Source organism: Pseudomonas sp. Irchel 3F3 (assembly GCF_900187545.1).
Classification (GTDB): domain Bacteria; phylum Pseudomonadota; class Gammaproteobacteria; order Pseudomonadales; family Pseudomonadaceae; genus Aquipseudomonas; species Aquipseudomonas fortuita.
The window spans coordinates 402-21,676 of sequence record NZ_FYDS01000008.1 but is presented as its reverse complement, the minus strand read 5'-3'; the positions used below and the strand labels follow the sequence as shown (position 1 = coordinate 21,676).

The 21,275-nt window shown below is 62.0% G+C and carries 18 protein-coding genes; 3 read left to right on the top strand and 15 right to left on the bottom strand.

Features of this window, described 5'->3' with window-relative positions:
- Positions 1 to 13: 13 nt before the first annotated feature.
- Positions 14 to 259: a TIGR02647 family protein gene (locus CKW35_RS18500; RefSeq protein WP_016484337.1), complete on the top strand. Its 246-nt coding sequence runs from the start codon at positions 14 to 16 to the stop codon at positions 257 to 259.
- Between the two features lie 115 nt (positions 260 to 374).
- On the opposite strand, the gene CKW35_RS18495 is transcribed toward CKW35_RS18500, so the two are convergent.
- A complete protein-coding gene (locus CKW35_RS18495; protein ID WP_016484336.1) occupies positions 375 to 2,318 on the bottom strand; it encodes an FTR1 family protein in 1,944 nt (647 codons plus the stop codon).
- Positions 2,319 to 2,554: 236 nt separating this feature from the next.
- Here CKW35_RS18495 and CKW35_RS18490 point away from each other — a divergent pair, with 236 nt between their 5' ends.
- Positions 2,555 to 3,010 (top strand): transposase, encoded by a 456-nt coding sequence (locus CKW35_RS18490; RefSeq protein ID WP_016484335.1) that lies wholly within the window; start codon positions 2,555 to 2,557, stop codon positions 3,008 to 3,010.
- A 206-nt stretch (positions 3,011 to 3,216) separates the two neighbouring features.
- Here CKW35_RS18490 and CKW35_RS18485 read toward each other — a convergent pair whose 3' ends face one another.
- The 8 genes from CKW35_RS18485 to CKW35_RS18450 form a co-directional block, all read right to left on the bottom strand.
- On the bottom strand, positions 3,217 to 3,468 hold the full coding sequence (locus CKW35_RS18485) for a DUF3077 domain-containing protein (protein WP_016484334.1): 252 nt from the start codon (positions 3,466 to 3,468) through the stop codon (positions 3,217 to 3,219).
- Complete coding sequence (locus CKW35_RS18480; RefSeq protein ID WP_016484333.1) at positions 3,465 to 3,725, bottom strand: hypothetical protein; 261 nt, start codon at positions 3,723 to 3,725, stop codon at positions 3,465 to 3,467. Before CKW35_RS18480 ends, CKW35_RS18485 begins: the two co-directional genes overlap by 4 nt.
- Positions 3,726 to 4,161: 436 nt before the next feature.
- Entirely contained in the window at positions 4,162 to 5,580 is a 1,419-nt protein-coding gene (locus CKW35_RS18475) for an efflux transporter outer membrane subunit (RefSeq protein WP_095116568.1), read from the bottom strand.
- On the bottom strand, positions 5,577 to 6,452 hold the full coding sequence (locus tag CKW35_RS18470; protein WP_016484331.1) for an HlyD family secretion protein: 876 nt from the start codon (positions 6,450 to 6,452) through the stop codon (positions 5,577 to 5,579). The genes CKW35_RS18475 and CKW35_RS18470 overlap by 4 nt, the downstream gene beginning before the upstream one ends.
- On the bottom strand, positions 6,449 to 6,661 hold the full coding sequence (locus CKW35_RS18465; protein ID WP_003255905.1) for a DUF1656 domain-containing protein: 213 nt from the start codon (positions 6,659 to 6,661) through the stop codon (positions 6,449 to 6,451). The genes CKW35_RS18470 and CKW35_RS18465 overlap by 4 nt, the downstream gene beginning before the upstream one ends.
- Entirely contained in the window at positions 6,658 to 8,745 is a 2,088-nt protein-coding gene (locus CKW35_RS18460) for an FUSC family protein (RefSeq protein ID WP_060518121.1), read from the bottom strand. Before CKW35_RS18460 ends, CKW35_RS18465 begins: the two co-directional genes overlap by 4 nt.
- Complete coding sequence (locus CKW35_RS18455; protein ID WP_060518123.1) at positions 8,742 to 9,194, bottom strand: MarR family winged helix-turn-helix transcriptional regulator; 453 nt, start codon at positions 9,192 to 9,194, stop codon at positions 8,742 to 8,744. Before CKW35_RS18455 ends, CKW35_RS18460 begins: the two co-directional genes overlap by 4 nt.
- Before the next feature lie 162 nt (positions 9,195 to 9,356).
- Positions 9,357 to 10,151 (bottom strand): tetratricopeptide repeat protein, encoded by a 795-nt coding sequence (locus tag CKW35_RS18450; protein ID WP_023047948.1) that lies wholly within the window; start codon positions 10,149 to 10,151, stop codon positions 9,357 to 9,359.
- 206 nt (positions 10,152 to 10,357) lie between these two features.
- Here CKW35_RS18450 and CKW35_RS18445 point away from each other — a divergent pair, with 206 nt between their 5' ends.
- Complete coding sequence (locus CKW35_RS18445; protein ID WP_016484326.1) at positions 10,358 to 10,915, top strand: WYL domain-containing protein; 558 nt, start codon at positions 10,358 to 10,360, stop codon at positions 10,913 to 10,915.
- A 103-nt stretch (positions 10,916 to 11,018) separates the two neighbouring features.
- On the opposite strand, the gene CKW35_RS18440 is transcribed toward CKW35_RS18445, so the two are convergent.
- The 6 genes from CKW35_RS18440 to CKW35_RS18415 form a co-directional block, all read right to left on the bottom strand.
- Positions 11,019 to 11,882, bottom strand: coding sequence for an ABC transporter permease (locus tag CKW35_RS18440; RefSeq protein WP_016484325.1), 864 nt, complete (start codon positions 11,880 to 11,882; stop codon positions 11,019 to 11,021).
- A gap of 14 nt (positions 11,883 to 11,896) precedes the next feature.
- Positions 11,897 to 12,760: an ABC transporter ATP-binding protein gene (locus CKW35_RS18435; RefSeq protein WP_016484324.1), complete on the bottom strand. Its 864-nt coding sequence runs from the start codon at positions 12,758 to 12,760 to the stop codon at positions 11,897 to 11,899.
- Positions 12,761 to 12,766: 6 nt separating this feature from the next.
- On the bottom strand, positions 12,767 to 13,786 hold the full coding sequence (locus CKW35_RS18430; RefSeq protein ID WP_060518129.1) for an ABC transporter substrate-binding protein: 1,020 nt from the start codon (positions 13,784 to 13,786) through the stop codon (positions 12,767 to 12,769).
- A gap of 17 nt (positions 13,787 to 13,803) precedes the next feature.
- The gene (locus CKW35_RS18425; RefSeq protein ID WP_095116566.1) at positions 13,804 to 14,703 is read right to left on the bottom strand and encodes a TauD/TfdA family dioxygenase; all 900 of its coding nucleotides are present in this window, start codon (positions 14,701 to 14,703) and stop codon (positions 13,804 to 13,806) included.
- Between the two features lie 199 nt (positions 14,704 to 14,902).
- Positions 14,903 to 15,244: a hypothetical protein gene (locus CKW35_RS18420; protein WP_016484321.1), complete on the bottom strand. Its 342-nt coding sequence runs from the start codon at positions 15,242 to 15,244 to the stop codon at positions 14,903 to 14,905.
- 170 nt (positions 15,245 to 15,414) lie between these two features.
- Positions 15,415 to 21,275, bottom strand: a 5,861-nt coding sequence (locus CKW35_RS18415) for an immunoglobulin-like domain-containing protein (protein ID WP_143499793.1), incomplete at its 5' end; no start/stop codon positions are given.

Here is a 21,275-nt window from a genome sequence, read left to right as displayed (position 1 = left end):
GTCAGGAGTCGCCATGTCCTTTACCCCCGATCTGATCGCTGAACTGGAAGTACTCGCGCTGTTCAAACACGACAGCAGCCAGGAAGGCATCAAGATAAACAGCAACGCCGCCCCTGCCCTGGTCGCCGCTGCGCAACGCCTGCATGAAAAGGGGCTGACCGATCAACCCGATGGCGGCTACCTGACCAGCCTGGGTCACGACGCCGTTGACAGTGTCCAGCTGCTGCAGAACATCCTCAAGGCGCCACAACCGGCCTGAACCCAGATCACAAGGGGCTGCCATGCAGCCCATCGCCGGCAAGCCAGCTCCCACAGGTATTGCACATGGCTTGAAACGGATGCGGTCGGGGTGGGGGCCGCAGCGCGGCCCCCGGTCAGTTTGCAGTAGCCCTGCGCTTTTCCACCAGCCACGAGCGCCCATACAGGAACACGATGGCCAGCAAGGCCACCGCCTGTGCCGACAGCGAGTAGGCATCAGCGTGAATGCCCAGCCAATCGAACTCGAAGAACGCCACCGGCCGTGTGCCCAGCACCCCGGCTTCTTGCAGCGCCTTCACGCCATGCCCGGCAAACACCACCGACAGCGCGCACAGCAGCGCGGCGTTGATGCTGAAGAACAGCGTCAGCGGCAGCTTGGCAGAACCGCGCAAGATCACCCAGGCCAGGCCCACCAGCAGCACCAGCGCCGTGGCGCCACCCGCCAGCACCGCCTGGTGCCCGGCAGGGCCGGCCTGTAACCACAGGGTTTCGTAGAACAGGATCACTTCGAACAGTTCCCGGTACACCGAGAAAAACGCCAGCATGGCAAAGCCAAAGCGCCCGCCGCCGCTGACCAGGCTGCTTTTGATGTAGTCCTTCCAGGCGGCAGCGTGGCGGCGGTCATGCATCCATACACCGAGCCATAGCACCATCACCGCAGCGAACAGCGCCGTGCAGCCCTCCAGCAGCTCGCGCTGGGCGCCGCCCACATCGATCACATAGGCCGCCAGCGCCCAGGTTGCGAAACCGGCAACCAGCGCCAGCCCCCACCCGATGTTGACGCTGCGGACCGCCGACTGCTGCCCGGTGTTACGCAGGAAGGCGAGGATCGCCGCCAGCACCAGAATCGCCTCCAGGCCTTCGCGCAGCAGGATCAGCAAACCGGAGATATAACTCAGCGACCAGCTCAGGCCATCGCTGCCCAACAGCTTCGCGGCCTGGCCGAGCTTGCTCTTGGCTTCGGCCAGACGCTGCTCGGCCTGGGCAACGGGTAGCCCGTCCTGCAGCGATTGGCGGTAAGCCATCAGGGATTTTTCGGTGTCCTTACGCGCTTGGGTGTCGATGTTGTCCAGCGAGCTTTCCACCAGCTCGAAACCTTCCAGGTAGGCCGCTACCGACAGGTCATAGGCTTGGTCGTGGTCACCTGCGCGGTAGGCCGCCAGGCTTTTGTCCAGCGTGCTGGCGGTGTATTCGAGCAGTTGCGCCGGGCCACGCTTGACTTGCGGCGGCTGGGCACGCTGGGCACGAAACGCCTCCACGACCGCGCTGCCTTCGTTAGCGGCGACTTCGGCCGGAGTCTGCCGGGCCAGGTCGGCAAGGTTCCAGGTCTTGTCGCCCTTGCCCGCTTCCGGCTTGGCGGTGAAGCTGGCGATGTACGCGGCCACGTCCCAGCGCTGGCGGTCGTCCAGCTGGTCGGCAAACGACGGCATTTCGGTGCCGTCGATGCCCAGGGCCAGCGTATTGTAGAGGTCGAACAGGCTCAACTGGTCCAGACGCGCGACATCGCGCAGGTTGGCGGGAGCAGGCTCCAGGCCCACGCCAGCGGGGCCGTCGCCTGCGCCTGCGTCGCCGTGGCAGATCGAGCAGTTTTGCGCATACAGCGCAGCGCCGCGGGCCGGATCCGGGGTAATCACCGGGGCTTGGCTGACCTCGTAGGCCACTGCCAGCCGCGCGCCCAGCTGGCGGGCCTGCCTGGCGACAGCGGTGCCCTCCTGACGCTGATCAATGGCCTGGCGTAACGTCTGGACGCCCTGCTCCAGGGCGGCTTGCTCGGTATTTGCGGGCAGGGCTTTGACCAGGTCGGCCAATACCGCGCTGAATTCCTGTTGCTCGCGGTATTCGCCCTCGTCGATCACCTTGCCGCCTTGTACGGTCGGCGGGTAGTCGGCGCCGATGTAGTCCAGCAGGTGCAGGGCTTTGCCGGCCTCGGCGGGGGACTCGGCCAGCGCCAGGGTGCTGCACAGCGCCAGCACCGGGCCGAGCAATAAAGCCGGTAACCAGGCAAGCAGACGTGAAGGGGTTTTCATGGCCAGTCTCGAAGGGAATGCGAAAGAGAACATTGTTCACTCCGACTTGCCTTCGCTCAAGGGTCCTGGGCGGATTTCATGAAAAATCTTGCTACAAATCAGATCACAAGTATTCCGCCGCCCTCAGAACCTGCGCTGATCCGTGGGGGCAGGCTTGCCGGCGATGGAGGCCACGCCGATGTCACAGGAAACACTGGGTACCAATTGAGTAATCGTCAATTGAGCCATCGTCACTAGTCTGATGGGCAAACCAACAGGGGGCAGGGAACATGGATCGTCCCCATTCAAACCAGTTACGGCTTGGCCGGTTTTCGGAAACCAGTTACTTGTATCTGCTTACCAGCACAACCCATGGCAGGGCACCGATTTTCAGTGATTTTCACTCGGCCCGCTTGCTGGTGGCTGAGCTGCGTCAGGCTGAAGAGGAAGGTGCAATCAGATCTTTGGCTTGGGTAGTGATGCCTGACCACTTTCACTGGCTAGTCGAGCTTGGTCCGGGCAGCCTGAAGCGCTTGATGCGCCGGGTTAAGTCCCGTAGCACCATGATGATCAACAGGCATAGCGGACGAAGCGGGCGGCTTTGGCAAAAGGGGTTTCATGACCGGGCTTTGCGCCGGGAAGAGGATGTGCAGACGGTGGCACGGTATATTGTTCTGAACCCGAAGCGAGCGGGTTTGGTCGCGAGGGTGGGGGATTATCCTCATTGGGATGCGATTTGGGTTTGATGGGGCGTTGCCTGATAGTGCCCTATCGCCGGCAAGCCAGCTCCCACAGAGATTGCAGCCAGCCTATGGTCTGGGCCGGGCCTGTCAGGGCCTCATCGCCGGCAAGCCAGCCCCTACAGGTGACTCACGAGGCTTGAACGAAGTGACGTACCTGTGGGAGCTGGCTTGCCGGCGATGGGCCGCGCTGCGGCCCTGGTTTTTGCAGGCTATTGGAGAACCTTGTTCAGTCCCCGCTCCATATCATCGATCAGTGCCTTGGCCATCTCGCTGAGTATCCGCGCAGCGCTCCCGGCAATGCGGTCGTTTTCCATTTCCGCCTCGGTAGTGAGGTGGCGGATGCAGCCAAGTAACACTGACAGTTGGGAGAATGCGTGATTGAACGGCACATTGGGCTGCAGGCGAAACAGGTCAAAGGTTTCCATGCCAACGGTGGAAGTGTCTCTTGGGTCGTTGCTCATCGCTTGTCCCCTTGCCGTACATGATCGGACAACGCATTGATCACGGCGCACAGCACACGAATGTTCATGCCCATGGCGTTGCGCGTGGCACCCGGGTCGTTGGCGAGCAGGACAGTGGTGGTTTGTTCGATGCTCAGGGTTAGGGCGCTGGTAAGCAGCTTGCAGTCATCGATGCTGAGCGGGTCGACGAGTGACAAGTTTGGTGGGTCGAGTAGGAGCAGATCGGTGAGAGGTGGGTCGGGGACGAGCTTTTTCATAGTTGATTCCCTTGTGGATTTCTATGAACTGCACTCCTTCTCGTCTCACGGATTAGGGTGGCAGTCGTGCGAGGGGTGAGACCCGGGCCACAGGGAAAACCCGACCAGGCTAAAGCCTGCCCGCGCACGACCGCCATGAAGCGGTGCAGCTCTGTATGGCCGGGGGTCTCAATCCCGATCGCCTTGCAAGGCGACCTGAGGACGTTATTCCCGGAGCACATTCCAGCCAAGTCAGCGCCATCCGACAGCGGTCGTAGGATAATTCCACAGGGATTCAAAACTGAAGCATTTGGTTTCAAGTTCGGAAATGTCTTACAGCTCTAGAACCTAGGCGAGGGCTCTGCCCTCGATCGCCGGCAAGCCAGCTCCTACAGTGCTCCACAGTTCTCGAGGCCTGTGGCTCAGCTGGGGGAGCTGGGTTGCCGGCGATTGGGCCTCAAGGCTTGGCGGTGTCCTTCCACCCCCCACCCAACGCCAGGAACACACCGACCTGCCCCAAAGCCACCTGGCTATTGGCCGCCGCCAGCTGCGCGCGCATGTCGGTATAGGTCCGCGTCGCCTGCAAATCTGCCAGGAACGACTCACGCCCTGCCTGGTAGTACCTGTGGGTCTGGTCTGCGGCTTCCTTGGCCGATTTTTCTGCCTCGGCCAAGGCATCACGCCGGTCCAGCAGGGCGCTGTACTGGGCCAGCCGGGTCTGGGTTTCGCGAATGGCATTCAGCACCACGCCATCGAAGTTCGCCAACGCCGCCTGGGTAGAGGCTTCGGCCATGCGAATACGCGCACGGGTGCCGTTGGTGGGGATGGTCCAACTGATCTGCGGGCCGAAGCCCCAGCGGTTGGTAGACGGCTCGCCGAGGTTCTCTAGAATGCCGATAGTGCCAACCTGGGCACCAATGCTGATGTCCGGGTACAGCGCCCCAGTGGCCACGCCGATGTAGGCAGTGGCAGCAGCCAACTGCCGTTCGGCCTGACGCACGTCCGGGCGGCGCTTGAGCAGGGCCGCGCCATCGCCCACCGGCACCAGCTGATTCAGGTGCGGCAGCTCGGCACAGTCGACGGTGCCGGCAGGCAGCTGATCCACTGGCTTGGCCAACAACGCAGCCAGGGTGTACATACCCGTCTCGCGCTCGGCCTTGAAGCGTGGCAGTTCGGCGCGCAAGGATTTGAACTGGGTCTGCGAGCGGGTGACCTGGGTTTCATCACCGCGGCCGGCATCGCGCAGGCGCTGGTTGAGCGTCACGCTCTGTTCCTGCAGGTCCAGCGACTCGCGCGCGATGTGGAGTTCCTCGTTGGCCGAGCACACCTGGGTGTAGGCCTTGACCACATCCGCCACCAAGGTGATACGGGCAGTATCGGCAGCGGCCTGGACCGCGTCGGCATTGGCCTTTGCGGCCTCGGTGCCGCGCTTGAAGGTGCCCCACAGGTCGAACTGGTACGAGGCACTGATGATGGCCTCGCCAATGTTGGCCACCGGTACCTTCTCGGGCTGCAGGAAGGCTTCGCCCGACTCCTGCAACCGCTGGGCGCCAAGCTTGACGCCACCGTTGAAGCCCCCTTGCGACTGGGCCACCTCAACCTGGGCGCGGGCCTTGGCGATGTTGGCAGCCGCCACGCGCAGTTCGGTGTTGGCACTCAGGGCCTGACGTACCAGCTCGTTCAGCCGCTGGTCCTGATAAAGCTGCCACCAGTCCTCGGGCACCGGTGCCGATACAACGCTGTCGGCATCCTGGCGTAGCGGGCCGCTCAGGTCGCTGCGTTGCACCGCCGCGTCCTTGGGCAACTCATAGTCGGGCCCTACCATCATGCAGGCCCCCAGCGACAGGCACAGGCCGGCCAGGATCAGCTGTTTCATGGGCGCTCGCCCTCGATGATCGACACCGTGGCGGTGCGCCCGGCAATCATGCGGAAGTCTTGCGGCACTTCATCGAAGGCGATACGCACCGGAATACGCTGGGCCAGGCGCACCCAGCTGAACGCCGGGTTGACATTGGGCAGCAGGTTGGCGCCGCTGCTGCGGTCACGGTCTTCGATGCCGGCGGCAAAGCTCTGCACATGGCCGCGCAGGCGGGTGTTGTCGCCCATCACGCGAATGTCCACCGCATCGCCAATGTGAATGCCACCAAGCTTGGTTTCCTCGAAATAACCATCGACGTGGTACGAGGCGCTGTCGACCACCGACAGCACCGGGCGGCCGGCGGTAACGAATTCGTGGTTACGCGGGGCGCGGTCGTTGAGGTAGCCGTCCACAGGGCTGCGCACCACCGAACGGTCGAGGTTGAGCTGGGCAGTATCGACCGCCACCTGCGCCTCACTGACGGCTGAACGCGCGCGAGCCTCGCGCGACTGGCTTTCTTCCAGTTGCTCGGCGGCCACCAGGTTACCCAGCTTGCGGTTGCGCTGCGCTTCACGCGAAGCCTGGGCCAGGGTTTCCTGGCGCTCGCCCAGCGTCGCCTTAGCCTGGCGCAAGGCCAGGGTGAAGCGGTCCTGGTCGATGGTGAATAGCACGTCGCCGCGTTTGACGGTCTGGTTGTCGCGCACCTCGACTTTCTGGATCAACCCCGACACATCAGGGGCGATCTGGATCACGTCGGCGCGGATGTGGCCATCGCGAGTCCAGGGGGCAAACATGTAGTACACCACCATCTGCCACACGAGCACGGCGGCGAAGGTCACTACCAGCAAGGTCAGGACCACACGGCCCAAGGTCAGCAAAGGTTTTTTCATGGCAGCATCAGGTTTCGGCAAAAGTGGTCCACCGCGCCAAGCAGCACGGCATACAGAGCAACGTTGAACAACGCCCGGTGCCAGACCAGGCGGTAGAAATGCAGGCGCACCAGCACCGCATGCACCCCCAGGAACAACAGGTAGGTGCCAAACATCATAACCAGCAGCGTGGGCAGAAATACCCCGCTGATATCCAGTTCACCAATCACAGGGGCGCTCCGTCGAGCCCAGGGGGCAGTTGCGGTTGTTCGGCGGGTTCGAGCATCACCTCCACACCCGGCAACAGCGCCAGCCGCAGGCCGCTCAGGGCATGCAGCAGGTGGGTGCGGGCATCGCCGCGCTCGTACAGCTCGTCCAGGTTCAGCGCCAGGCGTGCACGCTCCATGTTGCGCAGCAGCGCGGCCGGAGCATGCAGGCGTTCACCGGCACGCAGGCAAGCGGCGTAGTGCGCGCCAACTTCCTCGACCACCGTGTTCAGGCGCTCGCGCGCCTGCTGGCCGGCGCGCGGCATATAGGCCAGCAGGTCGAGCAGGTTCAGCCCCACACGCAGGTCACGCAGTGCCACGCCGCTGTCCTGGCCGGTTTGCGACAGCCGCGGCAGGTGCTGCATCAGGCGGTCGAGCATCTGCACGCCAACCTGACGGTGTTCGGCCAAGGTCGCCGGCTCGGTCATTTCAACGATGTCGCGCCAGGCGAAGCGGGTCATGCGTTTGGCCGCCAGCTCCACGCCGAAGGGACGCATCACCAAGGTCCAGATAAAGGCGAACAGAAGGCCTGCAGGGCCGGCAAGGTTGGAGTTGAGGAAGGTGAAGAAGTCAGCGTCGTAGGCGCCCTGGATGCTGATGAAGGTCGAGGTGTTGACGATGGTCAGCAAGGTGCCCAGGTAGAAGCGCGGCTGTACGGTCAGGGTGCCTATGCAGATGAACGGCACGGCAAAGGCCAGCACCAGCATCGGGAAATCGTGCAGGTTGGGCAGCACCAGGAACAGGTACAGGCTGGAGAAGATGACCGACATCAGCGTCCAGAAGAAGAACCGGTAAATCTGTGGCGCAGGGTCGTCCATGGCGGCGAAGAAGCTGCACGATACTGCAGCGAGGATCACAGCGCTGGCGCCGTCGTTCCAGCCCAGGCCGATCCACAGCCCGCAGGCGACCACGATCGCCAGTACGGTGGAGGCCACCGAGTACAGCATCAGGCCGCGGTCGAAGAACGCCGTCAGCCGGCCCAGCCGCCAGTGGCGGTACACCGCGCGCCAAGGCTTGGCATCGTCTGTACGCAAGGCGTGCTGCAGGGTGCAGCAGTCCTGCCATAAGTCGGCCCATTCGGTCAGGCGGTACAGGGCGTTGGACAACAGCAGCTCGGCGCGCTGATCGAGGGCGGCGGCACCGGGCTGCAGGCGGTCGATCTGCTCGTGCAGCGCGGTCCAGCGCGTTACCGAAGCGCTGTCAGCAGTGCCTTTTAGCCATTCGCGCGCGGCTTCAAGCACGGGTTGAAGCTGGGCGAACTGGGCCGGGGCACGGCCCTCCAAGGCCACGAGTGCGTCGTCGAGCGCATCAATGACCGGCAGCAGGTGAATCATCCGCCCACGCAGTTCGCGGGCATTCTTCAGGGTATGTGGGCCGGCGCCTTCGTGGCCTAGCTGGCCGATCATCAGCTCCAGCGAATTGAAGGTGGCGACCATCGACCCGCGCATGCCACCCACCTTGTCGGCACTCGCTTCGCGGGCCAGGTAGGTATCGCTGTAGCGGATTGCCTCGTTGAACCAGTTCCCGGTGGCACCCACCACCACAGGGGCCAGCCGGCGCGGCCAGAAAATGGCGCCAACCACGGCCGCACAGACGATCCCCAGGCAAATTTCCTGAGCGCGGGAAGAGGCTACGTCGAATACAGCCAGCGGGTTGTCGACTACTGCCAGGGCGATCATCGGCAACGTGTAGCCGGCCAGCATCAGCACGTAGTTGTTGGCCGTGCGCAGGTTCAGCGACAGGAACAGCAAGGTGCCGGTCCACAGGGCGATGGCGATGCTCAACAGCAACGGCGATTGCACCAGCGGCGGCACCAGGAAAATCGCCCCGCCGGCACCCAGTAACGTGCCCACTGCGCGGTACAGCGCTTTAGAGCTGGTCGGGCCGACGAACGGGCTGGAGACAATGTACACCGTGGCCATGGCCCAGTAGGGGCGCGGCAGTTGCATGAGCAAGGCGATGTACAAGGCAATCATGGAAGCGGCGAAGGTGCGCGCGCCGTAGAACCAGTCGCGGGCCGGGGGTACCGAACTGAAGAAGCCGTTCATGCCACCCCGCCCGTACTGCCCAGGCCGGCAGCTTCGAAGGCGCGCAGCACGCGCAAGGTGGCGTCCAGGTCGGCCTGGTCGATACCGTTGAGCACATCGCGGCGCAGGCGCACCAGTTCAGCTTCGATGGCTTCGGCCAGGGCACGGCCTTCGGCGGTCAGGCTCAGGGCCTTGGCGCGGCGGTCCAGTGGGTCCTCGCTGCGGCACACCAGGCCGGCCTTGCACAGTTGGTCGAGCAGGCGCACCAGCGATGGGCTTTCCAGGCCGGCGGCCTGGGCCACCGCCACCTGGTGCACACCGTCGCCCAGGCGCACGATCATCAGCAGCGGCGCAGCGCAGGCCTCGGAAATACCGTAACCGGTCAGGGCGGTATGGCAGATGCGCCGCCAATGACGGGCGGCTACCACCAAGCCACTGCTGACTTGCAGGCGCAGGAGATCAAGGGACATGAAGGGAACCAAGGATATTCATAGTTTGCTAACTATCAATATACGCCTTGCCCTCCCCCTGTCGTCAACAGCGGGCGATGAGGGGTAAGGATGAATTGTTGTTCATGATGGGCTTTGTGTCTGCCTGTGCTGGCCCTATCGCCGGCACAAGCAGCAGAAATTTCAGGGCTGGATCTGGTCTTCCAGCTTCATGGTCAGTGCCAATGTGCTGCCCATCTGCACCGCCCGGTCCCGCCATTCCTGGTACCGCGCCGCATCACGGCTGCTGAAGTGCACCGCCAGCTCCTCTGCTGCCTGCACCACCCCCGCCGCAGCCGCCAGCTCCAGCCAATAGAGAGCGGCCTTGAGGTCGGCCTCTACGTACAGCCCGTGCATCAACCTGTAACCCACCTCGAAGCGGCAACGCGCCTCGCCCCGCTCGGCCCCGCGCATGAACCACTGGTAGGCCTGTACCAGGTCGACCTGCCAATCAAGGTCGCCATCGCACACCTCCTCCTCATACAGGTCACCCAGTGCTGCGGCGGCATGCAGCATGCCCCGTTCGAAGGCCTGTCGGTAACACTCCGCCGCCTGCACGTAGGAAGGGTCGATACCTTTGCCAAAGTAATGCTGCTGCCCAAGGTTGAACCAGGCCGCAGCATTGCCCTGCAGGGCTGCCATGCGCAGAAGGTGGCCGGCCAGCACGGTATCAGCACGCCAGTACTTGCCGTTGAGCCAGATCCAGCCGAGGTCGTTCAGCGCCGCCACGCTGCCTAGCAACGCCTGGCGACGCAAGTCGGCATATACGGCCTGCAGGTCGCTGGCCTCATCCAGGCGGTTGACCAGCATCGAGCGCTGGCTGGGCAACCCCACACCGGCAAACAGCCGCTGTCGCCTCCCGACCGGGGCCGGTGGCGCAATGACCCGCTCGGGCAGAAGGCGGGCAAGCAGCGAATGGATATTGCTGGCAGCAGACATGTTCATCCTCATTGAACGACGCACAACCCAACCTTCGGCTGTGATGAGGCGTGATTCTGCGTGACGTCACGTCAAAACCTGTCGCGAACGATTCGGTACATGGCAACCAAATGCGAGTTCCTTGATCTGAGCAGGCTGTGGCCAATTGCCATACAACACGCGTGCCGCCATCCTATTGCGGCAAGCCTAGACAAGGACGTTACATTTTGCCGTTCGCCACCACTCGCGCCACTCTCAGCCGTCAGTGGGCACTGCTGCGCCAGCTGCCCAGCCGCTCTCCAGGTATTACCAGCGCCGAGCTTGTCTGGGGGCTGCGCGATGTGGGCTTCACGGTCAGCAAACGCACTGTAGAGCGCGACCTCAATGAGCTGTCGCTGATCTTTCCGCTGGAACGCAATGACAAGAGCATCCCGTTTGGCTGGCACTGGTCAGCGAGTGCGGTGGGTGAGTTGCGCGGTAACTTCGATTTGCTGACGCACCTGCGGGGGGATGCGTTGCAACCGGCGAAGGGTGAGGGCGTGGAGCTGGTGGCGCGAATCAGCGATGCACTGGCGCGGCAGTTGCGCGATGCGCCGTTGAGCAGCGACATGCAGCTGACGGCGCTGGAGCATGGGCATCGGTTGCGGGCCACGGTGAGTGACGGTTGGCCATTGCGCTGGTGGCTGCTGAGCCATGGGGATGGGTTGGTGGTGGAGCAGCCTTCGGTATTGAGGGAAGAAATTGGCAAGATCCTGAGCAATGCGGCAGCTCAGTACCTGACTTGATAGCTGTACTGGCCCTATCGCCGGCAAGCCAGCGCCCACAGGTACTCCACAAGCCTCACGACCTGTGGAGTACCTGGCTCGCCGGCGACAGGGCCAGTGCAGGTCAGCGCTGCATGCCCCAACGCCGCACGGTCAGCCGCTCCAGGGTGTTGAACACCAACCCTTCCACCAGCAAACCGATCAGGATCACCACCGCCAACCCGGCAAATACCTTGTCGGTATACAGCTCGTTACGGTTCTGGAAGATGTACCAGCCCAGCCCGCCTTTACCGCTGCTGGCCCCAAACACCAGCTCGGCGGCAATCAGGGTGCGCCAGGCAAAAGCCCAGCCGATCTTCAGCCCCGACAGGATTGATGGCAATGCCGCCGGCACGAGGATGTGCAGCACCAGTCGCAGCCCTTTCAGGCCATAGTTGCGACCAGCCATGCGCAGTGTTTCCGAGACGCCAAGAAAGCCCGCGTAGGTATTCAGCGCCAAGGCCCACAGCACCGAATGCACCAGCACGAAGATCAGGCTGTTGTCGCCCAGCCCGAACCACAGCAAAGCCAGCGGCAGCAGGGCAATGGCTGGTAGCGGGTTGAACATCGAGGTCAACGTGCCCAGCAGGTCCCGGCCCAGCTGGGTCGAAACTGCCAGGCTGGTCAGGCCGAAGGCCAGGACGATGCCCAGCACGTAGCCCTTGAGCAGGATCACCAGCGACACGCCAACCTTGGCCGGCAGTTCACCACTGATCATGCCGTCCCACAGCGCTGCGGCAGTTTGTACAAAGCCAGGCAATAGCAGGTCGTTGTCCTGATAGCGGGCGACGGCCTCCCACAGCACAGCGATCACCAGCAGGATAACTGCCTTGCGCAGCCAGCCTTGCTGCCACAGGCGCTGGGCCAACGGCAGTTGTCGTTCCAGAGGCACACTGAGCAGGGGCTGCAGCTGCACCTCGTATTCCTGGCGTACAGGTGTAGTGGTCATGGCTGAAGCTCCTGTCAGTAGGCAATGCGAATAGCGTTGAAGCCAATGTCGTTGGGCTTTTCCGGGGTATCTGCCTCATCAAACAGCAAGCGGTGGATACGCCGGGCACTGGCCTGGAAGTCGCTGCCACCCAGGCTCGCAAGGTCGTACTGATGGCTGTGCACTTCAGCCCGCACCCGCCCCGGGTGTGGCGAAAGCAGCAGGATACGGTTGCCGACCACCAGCGCCTCCTCGATGGAGTGGGTCACGAACAGCAGGGTAAACCGCACTTCCTCCCACAGCAGCAACAGCTCTTCCTGCATCTTGCGCCGGGTCAGCGCATCAAGGGCGGCGAACGGCTCATCCATCAACAGGATCTTTGGCTGCGTGGCCAAGGCCCGGGCAATCGCCACGCGTGCCTTCATGCCGCCCGACAAGGTATGCGGATAGGCATCGGCGAAGGCGGCCAGGCCAACCTTCTCCAGGTAATGCAGCGCCCGCTCCTCGGCATCGGCGCGCTTGAGCTGGCCCGACACCAGCAGTGGGAACATCACGTTCTGCTTCACCGTTTTCCACGGCGGCAGTTGGTCAAACTCCTGGAACACCACGATGCGGTCGGGCCCGGGGCCACGGACCGCTTCGCCCTGCAGCAGAATCTGCCCTTCCTGCGGCTGGATGAAACCGGCTACGGCTTTGAGCAAGGTGGACTTGCCGCAACCGGAGGGGCCCAGCAGCACAAAGCGGTCGGCACGGTCGACTTCGAAGCTGACCTGGTGGGTGGCCCGCACCACGCGTTGTGCGGTGCGGTATTCGAGGCTGAGGTTATCCACCTTGAGCAAAGGCGGCGTTGCGACACGGCTCAGGTTGCTGGCCGTGTGGCCTGGCAATGGGGCGGTCATGGTCGATCAGCTCCCCTGCAGCGGGCGTTCATCCTGGAAGAAGTAATCCTTCCACGATTCCGGCTTGTGCTTGATGGCGCCGACCCGATAGAGAAAATCGGCCAGCTTGTAGGTGTTCTTTGGCGTGACGGTGAATTCGTACTGCGGGTTGTCGATCAGTTTGATCAGCGCGTCGCGGTCGATCTTGGCCTTGGTCACACGGATGTAGGTGTCGGCGGCAGCGGCCTTGTCTTTCTGGGCGAAGTCTGCGGCTTCGGCCAGGGCGTCGACGAAGGCCTTGTAGGTTTTGGGGTTGTCCTTGCGGAATTTCTCGGTGGCAAACAGCAAGGTCGGCGAGTTGGGGCCGAGCAGGTCATAGCTGTTGAGCACCACGTGCACGTCTTTGTTGGCCAGCACCTGGTCCTGGAACGGTGGGTTGGAGAAATGCCCGTTCAGCTCGGTGCCGCCCGCCAGCAACGCGGCGGTAGCATCCGGGTGCGGTACGGCGAGGGTGTATTTGTCGAGGCGGTTGTATTCCTTGTCGCCCCACTGCTGGGCCGCGGCGTACTGCAGGAAGCGCGACTGCACCGAAACACCCACCGCTGGCACAGCGATGCGGTCTTTGTCGGAAATGTCAGCGATAGTCTTCACGTTGGGATTGCTGCTGACCAGGTAGTACGGGAAGTTGCCCAGCGAGGCCACCGCCTTCACGTTCTGCCGACCCTTGGTGCGGTCCCACACAGTAAGCAGGGGGCCGACACCCGCACCGGCGATGTCCACCGAGCCGGACAACAGTGCGTCGTTGATGGCCGAGCCCCCCGACAGCTGAGCCCAGTCGACCTCGATGTCGATGCCCTGCTCCTTGCCGTGCTTTTCGATCAGGTGCTGGTCACGCACCACGTTCAGCAGCAGGTAGACGATGCCGAACTGTTCGGCAATACGGATCTTGCCTTCGGCCTGGGCCACTGCGGGGGCGGCCAGGGTGCCGACGACCAGGCTCGCGCCCAGGCCGATGCTTGCCGCCAGGCGGCTGATGGATTTGCGCATGAAGATGTCCTCAGTCGTCAGAACGGGGCGTCGCCCTGGATGGTGGTGCGGTACAGCTTGCGTCGCAGGTGTGCGGGGCAGCCGGTGGCCAGGTGGATCAGCGAGCGGTTGTCCCAGAACACCAGGTCGTGGGGCTGCCATTGGTGGCGGTAGGTGTTCTGCTCCAGCACGCTCAGGGCGTATAGCTGTTGCAGCACGTCGCGGCTTTCGTCGTCTGGCAGGCCAATGATGCGGGTGGTGAACCCTTCACTGACGAACAGTGCCTTGCGGCCGTTTTCCGGGTGGGTGCGCACCACGGGGTGAATGACTTCCTGTACCTGCGCCAACTGTTCGGCGGTCAGGGTCGGGCGCCAGTTGCCTTCGAATTTGGTCTCGCCGTACCGGGCGGTGTAGGAGTGAGCAGCACTGCGCCCCTCGACTATCTTGCGCAGGGCGCCGGGTACGGCGTCCCAGGCTTTGTGCATGTCGGCGAACAACGTGTCGCCGCCTTCGCTGGGCAGTTCCTGGGCATGCAGCATGGAACCGAGGCTGGGCAACGCCTTGTATGACAGGTCGGAGTGCCAGAACTTGCCGGCATCACCCAGGCCGATGTTCTGGCCGTTTTCGATGATGTTGGAAACGATCAGGATCTCGGGATGACCTGTGAGCAGGAACTGCTTGAGCACATGAATTTGCAGCTCGCCAAAGCGGCGGCTGAAGGCTATCTGCTGTTCCGGGCTGATGCGCTGGTCGCGAAACACCAGCACATGGTGGTCGAGGTGGGCGCGATGGATACGGGCGAAATCCTCGGCGTTGACCGGTTTGGCCAGGTCCAGGCCGTTGATCTCGGCGCCTACGGCACCGGAGAACGGGCGGATTTCGAAAACTTGCGGCTGGGCGCTGTCGATGGTCGACAAGGCGTTCGAGGCGGCTGACATTTATCACTCCCACGCAGTGCGCGACTTCAAGAGCGCGCAACGATCAGAAACGCACGGGGATTTCCCGTGTGGGTTCAAGTCGTGCGGCGCATCGATTGGTCGACGGGTACGCAGTGGATGTGACTATAAAGTCATAAGTGCGATATTTTAAATACCTTTAAAGAATAACCATATCACGGTCGCCGGGGCTGCCCAGCTGTCAGATCAGCCCGCCCTGCTCTTCTTCGTCGATCAGGTTGTTAAGGCTGCTGAGCGCCTTGCGCGCGGTGGAGCGGTTGAGCAGCTTGGCCTGGGCGCCGGCGGGCAAGTCGGTGATCTTGAACACGCCCTTGGCGGTCAGCACGTCGATGAGGTCCTCGAGCACGCGGATCATGTCCAGGTCGCTTTGCTTGAGCTGGTTGAGGCTGTTTTCCACGACGTCATCGGCAAACCATTCCTGGATATCGGCATGGTCGGCGGGGAGCATTTCGGTGAACTGGTCAAAAGCGGCTGCTTCTACCCGCAGCAACTGGCCGGTGGCGTCGCGTTGCACGTAGAACATGGCGGTGTCCCTCGTCACGTTGGTTCCTTGTTGGTAGACAGCAGCATAGGCAAAGATCGCCAGGCGCGCAGGCCCGGCGCCAGAGTATGCGCTGTCAGCAGATTGCGGGAAAGACCCGTGTGGAAGCGGCCTTGTGTCGCGAAAGGGCCGCAAAGCGGCCCTCCAGCGCATCAGCTGTCTTTGTTGTGGATGATGATGGTCGGGTCAGCACCGCTGATCAACGAGTTGATCGTGGTGTTGGACCAGTTCACCCCTTCCAGCTTGATGGTCACGTCGGCGTTGGCGATACCACCTGCGGCGTTGAGCTTGCCTTCGCTGCTGACTTGCAACGTGGTAGTGCCTTCCACCGTGGTGAGTTTCAGGTAGTTGTCGATCGTGCTGCCCTTCTCACCTTGCAGCAGATCGCTCAGGTCGATCTTGTCTTTCTCGCCTACCTTGAAGTCCTTGATCACGTCGTTGCCGTAATCACCCGCCTTCCACACGAAGGTGTCGGCACCGCTGCCACCGATCAGGATATCGTCGCCGTGGCCACCGATCAGGGTGTCATTGCCAGTACCGCCCAGCAGGATGTCATTACCCCGGCCACCATCGAGCGTGTCGTTACCACCTTGGCCGAAGAGGATGTCGTTGCCGTTGCCGCCGGACAAGAAGTCCTTGCCATCGTTGGCACCGGAGATATCGAACTCGGTGTAGTGCTCGGTGATGTACTGGTGCACGTTGCTGGTGGTAACAGCACTGGCTTCGACACCGCTCTTTTGCGCAACGTACGCTTGCAGGGCTTGGTAGCCCTCGCTGACGACACCGTTGAGGGTGATCAGGTCACCGAAAATGATGTCGTTGCCGTTGCCGCCATCGATGCTGTCTGCACCTGGCAGCGTTGCCTCGGTATGCCCAAGGATTGCGCTGGCCAGATTGGAAGGATCGATATTAGTCTGCGGCTTGCCGGCACTGTCATAGGGCTTCAGGTCGGAGAGGCTGACATCATCGTTCAGTCCAATCGCCTGCACCTTGCTCAAGCCTTGCAAGGTAGTGCTGCCGCCCAGCAGCGTGAAGCTATCAGTCGTATTGGATGCTGAATCGGACCAGTTCGAGCTAGTCCCCCTACCTGTGCCACCCAGGCTGGAGAACTCATACGTGCCGTCCCCTTGGGCATGAATGGTCCCCACAGTCTCTGTGGAAGTTACACCCCAGCTGCCCCACCAGTTGTAGCCATACGTCGATACCTTGACAACGCCAGCACTGCTGATGTCGACCTTGTGAGTCGAATCGGCCCATTCACTGAACGTGCCCCCAGCTTTGTAGTTATTGACATTGACTACTTCGTCAAGCGTTTTGCCACCAGTCCACAGGCGTTTATCGGTTACTTCATTTCGCTGGTAATAGGTCGGCTTACCGTCGGTGATGAAGTACGTCAGGTTCTCTGCACCGGTATTGCTGATCGCAACTGTGCTCTTGAAGAAGTTGGCCGTGGTCTTGAAGGCATCTTCGTAGTTGGTGCCACCACCATCATCCCCGCCTTGCATCGACTTCAGGACCGCTTGCAGGTCATTCAAGGCGTTAAGATCGGCCAGGTTCACAGCAACGTTCTTGTTGACCTGCGTGTCGAAGTCGACAAGGAAGATGTTGACCGTACCCGAGGTGTCCGAGCCCAGGCTGGCTTTCAAGGTGGCAAACACAGACGCCAGCTGGGCCTTGGCTGCGGCAATAGACGCATCGGTCATGCTGCCGGAGCTGTCGACGATGAACGCAATATTGTAGTTCTTGCCCGCCACCACGTTCAGGCCCGACACGTCGGCGACGATGATGTCGTTGCCTTCGCTGCCGGTCAGTGTGTCATTGCCCGAAGTACCCACGCTGGCCTTGTAGGTTGCGCCGTACACCGTCACCGGGATGTTGCCGGTGGTGATGGCCGAACCGCCCAGGCTTTCGGTGGCAGTCGAGGTGACCGTGATGTCGAACGAGCCTTTGTAGTAGGTCGGTGGGGTGAGGGTAAGGCCGCTGAGTTTCCAGCCGGTCACATCCACCGGTGCGCTGCCTACTGTGACCGTGTGGCCTGCACCATCGCTGAGTACAGTGCCTTTCGGAATGCCGCTGAGGCTAACGTTCAGGGTTTCGGAACCGTCGGTGTCGGTCAGGGCAGTATTAATACCAACCAGTTTCACCGAGCCACCTTCCGGCCCTTCGTTCAGTTTGTAGCCGTCGTAGTAGCTCTGACCATTCACGGTGTGCAGATCGGACACGCCCAAGCCGGCGTTGGCCATCTCGGTCACGTTCTGATACATCTTGATGTTCGAGCTGCTCAGGTCAGTGACCGCACCCGAGCCTACCTGGATGTTCAGGTCATAGCTGCCTGGACCAGACTGGTTGGCATGGTAGACCTCGATCGGGTAGTAGCCGCTGGTGTTCGGGGTGAAGGTACCCGAAACCTGGCCACCGGCACCCCAGGTGGCCGTGACCACCGTCTTGCCACCAATGGTGACCACGAAGCTGTCGTCGGCGGTACCGCTGAAGGTGTAGGTCTTGCCGGCTTCCAGGTAGATCAGGCCCGACGTTTTCGAACCGGTGCCAGCAGTGACGCTGCCATCGGACTGCACGTTGGTAGTGGTGCTGCTGGAGTTGGCATTGCCAGAGTTGGCAAATACCGTCTTCAGGTCCTCACCGGTAATGCCATTGCCGCCAGTACCGAGGCCTTTGAGGCTGGTCCAGACTTCTTTGGTCAGGCCTTTGGAGTCGATATCGGCGCTGCCGAAGCTGAGCGTCGGTTTGTCGGCTACCGGGCTGATGTCGACCTTCATGGTCACTTCTGTGCCCAGGTTGGTGCCATCGTTCGGCTTGTACTTGAACTGTGCGTAGTCAGCCTTCTGGTTACCCACGCCATTGCCACCGTAGTTATCCGAGCCCGACTGGTTGAGAAGCGGAACGAATTTCAGGTTCTTGGCAATGATGTCAGCCTGGCTCACCACCTGGCCAACGGTCACATTCACCCAGGCAGTACCGTTGAAGAACTGCAGGTTGCCGGCACCAGGGATCGAAGTAATGGTCACGGACAGACCGGTGTTGCCATCGGCATCGGTGACTTTGAAATCACTCCAGGCGAACACGTAGTCGGTGTCTTCCACGCCAAACACCGCGCCACCAGGTGAAACCGGCAGGTTGTCGTTGTCGAGGATGGTGGTAGTCACGCTCGATTTACTGCTATCAACCTGCAGGTTCTCGAAGTTGCCACCGGTGGCAGTTTCGATCTTCACCACGAAGTTCTCGGTACCTTCGACCAGCTTGTCGTCGATGGTAGCGATGTTGAACGTGGTGCCTGTGCTGTTGGCCGGGATCTTCACGGTGGTGACACCGGTGAAGTCCTCACCGTTTTTGGCGGTGCCGCTGTAGCTGAGGGTGATCGTGACTTCGGCCTTGGAGGCGTGGGTCAGGGTCAGCGTGTAAGCGCCAGTTTCGCCTTCGGTGAGCGAAGTGGTGCCGGTAATACTGACCTTGGCAATATCACCTTGGCCACTTGGCTCGTCACTTACCGTGGTGCTGACGGAGTTGGTACCTGCCACAAGGTTTTCGAAGACCTTGTCGCCAGCGACAGCAATGCCGGTGATCGACTTGGTAATGGTGTCCTGACCGCCCGTATAAACATCATCCGGGGCATTGATGCTGACAGTGCCAGTCGCCGAGCCCGGGTTGATGGTGACCTGAGTGCCACCGGTCAGGGTGACGGTCACACCACCGTGGCCAGTCACCGGCAGCTTGGTGTCTTCGCTGATCAGGGTCACGGTGTAGGTGATCTTGCCACCTTCGACTACAGCGGTGTTGTCCACCGACAGGACAGCGGTGACTTTGCTGATGGTGTCGGTGACCTGAACGGTCGCCGGGGTACCGATCTGCAGGTTCTCCAGCGGCGCACCGGTGACGGTGGCCTTGTCGATGCTGACGGTGATCTGGCCCTTGTCGATGAACACGTCATCGCCCTGGGCTGGCGCCGAAACGGTCTTTGTAGTCTCGCCAGCGGCGAACACCACGGTTTCACCGGTGCTCAGCAGCACGGTCAGCGGTTTATCGATGGCTTGGTTCAGGGTGAGCTTGAAGGTCGGCGCAGTCGCTTCGTTCACCGACTCGGTGACTGGAGTGATGCTGACTTTCACCAGGTTCCCGGCGCCGTTCGGCTCATCGCTGACAGTGGTGGTCACTGGCGTCTTATCGGTCACCAGGTTTTCGAACTTGGTGTCGCCGGTGACCGAAATGTCGGTGATCGACTTGGTGATCGCAGGCTGGCCACCGGCATACAGGTCGTTCGGTGCAGTGACGAAGGCGGTACCCGAGGCAGAACCCGCCGGAATAGTCACGACTGTGCCGCCAGTCAGGGTCACGGTCACACCGCCGTGGCCGGTCACTGGCAGCTTGGTGTCTTCGCTGATCAGGGTCACGGTGTAGGTGATCTTGCCACCTTCGACTACAGCGGTGTTGTCCACCGACAGGACAGCGGTGACTTTGCTGATGGTGTCGGTGACCTGAACGGTCGCCGGGGTACCGATCTGCAGGTTCTCCAGCGGCGCACCGGTAACGGTGGCCTTGTCGATGCTGACGGTGATCTGGCCCTTGTCGATGAACACGTCATCGCCCTGGGCAGGCGCCGAAATGGTTTTGGTGGTTTCACCAGCGGCGAACACCACGGTTTCACCGGTGCTCAGCAGCACGGTCAGCGGTTTATCGATGGCCTGGTTCAGGGTGAGCTTGAAGGTCGGCGCAGTCGCTTCGTTCACCGTGTCGGTGACCGGCGTGATGCTGACTTTCACCAGGTTCCCGGCGCCGTTCGGCTCGTCGCTGACAGTAGTGGTCACTGGCGTCTTATCGGTCACCAGGTTTTCGAACTTGGTGTCGCCGGTGACCGAAATGTCAGTGATCGACTTGGTGATCGCAGGCTGGCCACCGGCATACAGGTCGTTCGGTGCAGTGACGAAGGCGGTACCCGAGGCCGAGCCGGCCGGGATAGTCACGACCGTGCCGCCAGTCAGGGTCACGGTCACACCGCCGTGGCCGGTCACTGGCAGCTTGGTGTCTTCACTGATCAGGGTGACGGTGTAGGTGATCTTGCCACCTTCGACCACAGCGGTGTTGTCCACCGACAGGACGGCGGTGACTTTGCTGATGGTGTCGGTGACCTGAACGGTCGCCGGGGTACCGATCTGCAGGTTTTCCAGCGGCGCACCGGTAACGGTGGCCTTGTCGATGCTGACGGTGATCTGGCCCTTGTCGATGAACACGTCATCGCCCTGGGCTGGCGCCGAAACGGTCTTGGTGGTCTCGCCAGCGGCGAACACCACGGTTTCACCGGTGCTCAGCAGCACGGTCAGCGGCTTATCGATGGCCTGGTTCAGGGTCACCTTGAAGGTCGGGGCAGTCGCTTCGTTCACCGTGTCGGTGACTGGCGTGATGCTGACTTTCACCAGGTTCCCGGCGCCGTTTGGCTCGTCGCTGACGGTAGTGGTCACTGGGGTCTTGTCGGTCACCAGGTTCTCGAACTTGGTGTCGCCGGTGACTTCGATACCGGTGATCGACTTGGTAATTGCGTCCTGGCCGCCCGCGTACAGGTCGTTCGGCGCGGTGATTTCCACAGTGCCGGTGGCCGAGCCTGGGTTGATGGTGACCTGAGTGCCACCGGTCAAGGTCACGGTCACACCACCGTGGCCAGTCACTGGCAGCTTGGTGTCTTCGCTGATCAGGGTGACGGTGTAGGTGATCTTGCCACCTTCGACCACAGCGGTGTTGTCCACCGACAGGACGGCGGTGACTTTGCTGATGGTGTCGGTGACCTGAACGGTCGCCGGGGTACCGATCTGCAGGTTTTCCAGCGGCGCACCGGTAACGGTGGCCTTGTCGATGCTGACGGTGATCTGGCCCTTGTCGATGAACACGTCATCGCCCTGGGCTGGCGCCGAAACGGTCTTGGTGGTCTCGCCAGCGGCGAACACCACGGTTTCGCCGGTGCTCAGCAGCACGGTCAGCGGTTTATCGATGGCTTGGTTCAGGGTGA

What these genes read in the sequence shown, in the direction of transcription:
- CKW35_RS18500 (WP_016484337.1), top strand. Translation starts at nt 14, where the DNA reads ATGTCCTTTACCCCCGATCTGATCGCTGAACTGGAAGTACTCGCGCTG.
- CKW35_RS18495 (WP_016484336.1), bottom strand. Translation starts at nt 2,318, where the DNA reads ATGTTCTCTTTCGCATTCCCTTCGAGACTGGCCATGAAAACCCCTTCA.
- CKW35_RS18490 (WP_016484335.1), top strand. Translation starts at nt 2,555, where the DNA reads ATGGATCGTCCCCATTCAAACCAGTTACGGCTTGGCCGGTTTTCGGAA.
- CKW35_RS18485 (WP_016484334.1), bottom strand. Translation starts at nt 3,468, where the DNA reads ATGAGCAACGACCCAAGAGACACTTCCACCGTTGGCATGGAAACCTTT.
- CKW35_RS18480 (WP_016484333.1), bottom strand. Translation starts at nt 3,725, where the DNA reads ATGAAAAAGCTCGTCCCCGACCCACCTCTCACCGATCTGCTCCTACTC.
- CKW35_RS18475 (WP_095116568.1), bottom strand. Translation starts at nt 5,580, where the DNA reads ATGAAACAGCTGATCCTGGCCGGCCTGTGCCTGTCGCTGGGGGCCTGC.
- CKW35_RS18470 (WP_016484331.1), bottom strand. Translation starts at nt 6,452, where the DNA reads ATGAAAAAACCTTTGCTGACCTTGGGCCGTGTGGTCCTGACCTTGCTG.
- CKW35_RS18460 (WP_060518121.1), bottom strand. Translation starts at nt 8,745, where the DNA reads ATGAACGGCTTCTTCAGTTCGGTACCCCCGGCCCGCGACTGGTTCTAC.
- CKW35_RS18455 (WP_060518123.1), bottom strand. Translation starts at nt 9,194, where the DNA reads ATGTCCCTTGATCTCCTGCGCCTGCAAGTCAGCAGTGGCTTGGTGGTA.
- CKW35_RS18450 (WP_023047948.1), bottom strand. Translation starts at nt 10,151, where the DNA reads ATGTCTGCTGCCAGCAATATCCATTCGCTGCTTGCCCGCCTTCTGCCC.
- CKW35_RS18440 (WP_016484325.1), bottom strand. Translation starts at nt 11,882, where the DNA reads ATGACCACTACACCTGTACGCCAGGAATACGAGGTGCAGCTGCAGCCC.
- CKW35_RS18435 (WP_016484324.1), bottom strand. Translation starts at nt 12,760, where the DNA reads ATGACCGCCCCATTGCCAGGCCACACGGCCAGCAACCTGAGCCGTGTC.
- CKW35_RS18430 (WP_060518129.1), bottom strand. Translation starts at nt 13,786, where the DNA reads ATGCGCAAATCCATCAGCCGCCTGGCGGCAAGCATCGGCCTGGGCGCG.
- CKW35_RS18425 (WP_095116566.1), bottom strand. Translation starts at nt 14,703, where the DNA reads ATGTCAGCCGCCTCGAACGCCTTGTCGACCATCGACAGCGCCCAGCCG.
- CKW35_RS18420 (WP_016484321.1), bottom strand. Translation starts at nt 15,244, where the DNA reads ATGTTCTACGTGCAACGCGACGCCACCGGCCAGTTGCTGCGGGTAGAA.